Annotated in this window: 3 protein-coding genes; all 3 read right to left on the reverse strand. The window is 72.9% G+C overall.

Annotated elements, in window-relative coordinates:
• Positions 1–172: 172 nt before the first annotated feature.
• The gene (locus G6021_RS12395; RefSeq protein ID WP_179524167.1) at positions 173–310 is read right to left on the reverse strand and encodes a hypothetical protein; all 138 of its coding nucleotides are present in this window, start codon (positions 308–310) and stop codon (positions 173–175) included.
• A gap of 43 nt (positions 311–353) precedes the next feature.
• Positions 354–1166, reverse strand: coding sequence for a precorrin-6A synthase (deacetylating) (gene cobF, locus G6021_RS12400; RefSeq protein ID WP_304815456.1), 813 nt, complete (start codon positions 1164–1166; stop codon positions 354–356).
• The coding region (locus G6021_RS12405; RefSeq protein ID WP_182641418.1) for a cobaltochelatase subunit CobN at positions 1159–2556 on the reverse strand (1398 nt) is incomplete at its 5' end. The genes G6021_RS12405 and cobF, both read right to left, overlap by 8 nt.

Raw genomic sequence — 2556 nt, forward strand, 5'->3', positions numbered from 1 at the left:
CGCGGATCCTGCCGGCCCGCCCCGACGGGGCCGGCGGATGGACTCTCTCCGGCCGGGTCCGCACCGCCCACCTGGCCGACCTCGCAGGCGCTCCCGCGCTCGCCGTGGTCCCGGAGGGAGCCGGGGCCGACGATCCCGTGGAGATCGTCGACTGGATCTGACCGGCCGGCGGTCAGCGCTTGCGGTTGCGGATCTTCTCCGCGAACTCGCGGGCCTTGCGCTGGTTCTCCGGCTTGGACGCCTCACGCTTGACCACCTCGGCGGCCTTGAGCGCGACGCCGGTCCGCAGGGCATTTCTCAGGAAAGCCATAGTGCACCTCTGTTCTCGGGGGAGTGCCAGTGTAGGCACAGTATCAGCCCGCCGCGACCGGGCGGCGCAGCAGGTACACGTCCATCACCCAGCCGTTCTCCGCGCGGAGCCGCTCACGATGGCCCCGCAGCTCGCCGAGGACGTCGCCGACCCTGCCCGCGACCAGGCACTCGCCCGCATCGCCGAGGTTGCCGCCCCACCAGATGTGCCAGTCGGCCAGGTCCTCCAGCGGCAGGTCCGCGTTGAGCATCACCACCACGTTGTCCGCTCCGTCGGCGACGACCTCCGCCAGTCGCCGGCCGGTGGTCACGGTGACCGTCCCGCCGATCTCGTGCAGGACCAGCCGGTGACGCGCCGCCAACACCTGTAGAGCGGAGATGCCGGGGATCACCTCGACGGCGAAGTCGAGCCGGCCTCGGGCGAGGATCCGGTCGACGATCCGCAGCGTGGAGTCGTAGAAGGCGGGGTCGCCCCACACGGGCACCGCCACGTCGCCGGGCCGGTCCGCCAGCACCCGCTCCCACGCCAGGGACCGGGCCTCGTGCCAGTCCAGGACCACGCCGCGGTACCCGACGTGGGAGGAGGTCGACCGCGACGAGCGGTCCCGCTCCGGATCGGCGACCCCCACCAGCTCGACGCCCGGCGCGTGGCGGGCGAGTAGCTGCCTACGGAGATCGACCAAGGGGTCTGAGGCCCCCTTCACCGCGGCCACGGCGTAGGCGGACTCCCGCAGGGCCGTGATCGCCTCCACCGTGATCTGGTCCGGCCCCCCGGAGCCGATCCCCACCACCCGCACCCGGCGGCGCGGGGTGCCGCCGGCCTCCCCGGCCGGGAGGCGGGACACCCGGTCAGTCACCGTGGGTGTCCTCGAGGTCGCCCTCGACGTCCAGGTAGACCTGCCGCATCCGGTCCATGATCTCGGCGTCCGGCTCGGCCCACAACCCGCGGTCGGCGGCCTCGGAGAGCCGCTCGATCATCCCGCGCAACGCCCACGGGTTGGACCGCCGCAGGAACTCCTGGTTGGTCTGGTCCAGCACGTACTCCCTGGCCAGCGTGTCGTACATCCAGTCGTGCACGACCCCTGCGGTGGCGTCGAACCCGAAGAGGTAGTCCACCGTCGCGGCCAGCTCGAAGGCCCCCTTGTAGCCGTGCCGCTGCATGGCCGCGATCCACCGGGGGTTGACCACGCGAGCCCGGAACACCCGGACCGTCTCCTCCGCGAGCGACCGGGTGCGGATGGCGTCCGGCGTGGTGGAGTCCCCCACGTAGGCGCGGGGTTCGGCGCCGGTGAGCGCTCGCACGGTCGCGATCATCCCGCCGTGGTACTGGAAGTAGTCGTCCGAGTCGGCGATGTCGTGCTCGCGGGTGTCGATGTTCTTGGCGGCCACCGCGATGCGCCGGTAGTTGGTGCGCATGTCGTCCGCGGCCGGGACGCCGTCCAGGTCGCGGCCGTAGGCGAAGCCGCCCCACCGGGTGTAGACCTCGGCCAGGTCCCGGTCGTCCCGCCAGTTGCCGGCCTCGATGGTCTGCAGGATCCCGGCGCCGTACGACCCCGGCGCGGAGCCGAAGATGCGGGTGGTCGCGCGCCGGTGGTCCGAGTGCTCGGCCAGGTCCGCACGGGTGTGGGCGGCCACGTAGTTCTGCTCGGCCGGCTCGTCGAGGTCCGCCACCATCCGGACGGCGTCGTCGAGCATGGTGATGACGTGCGGGAAGGCGTCCCGGAAGAACCCCGAGATGCGGACCGTCACGTCGACCCGCGGGCGGCCGAGCTCGGCGGCCGGGACCACCTCGAGACCGTTGACCCGGCGGGAGGCCTCGTCCCACTCCGGACGGACGCCGAGCAGGGCCAGGACCTCGGCCACGTCGTCGCCCGAGGTCCGCATGGCCGAGGTGCCCCAGATCGACAGTCCCACCGAGCCCGGGTACTCGCCGGTCTCCGCCACATGGCGATCCAGCAGTGAGTCGGCCATCGCCTGGCCGGTCTCCCAGGCCAGCCGGGACGGGATCGCCCGAGGGTCCACGGTGTAGAAGTTGCGGCCGGTCGGGAGAACGTTGACCAGGCCGCGCAGGGGCGAACCGGACGGCCCGGCGGGCACGAACCCGCCGCCCAGGGCGTGCATCACCGCATCCAGCTCGTCGACCGTGGCGGCCAGTCGCGGTACCACCTCGCGGGCGGCGAACTCCAGGACGCGGCCGACCTCGTCGCCGTCGTCATCTCCCAGCCCCGCGGCGGCCAGGACCTCCGG

Source organism: Dietzia sp. CW19, from assembly GCF_014145265.1.
In the GTDB taxonomy this organism is placed as follows: domain Bacteria; phylum Actinomycetota; class Actinomycetes; order Mycobacteriales; family Mycobacteriaceae; genus Dietzia; species Dietzia natronolimnaea.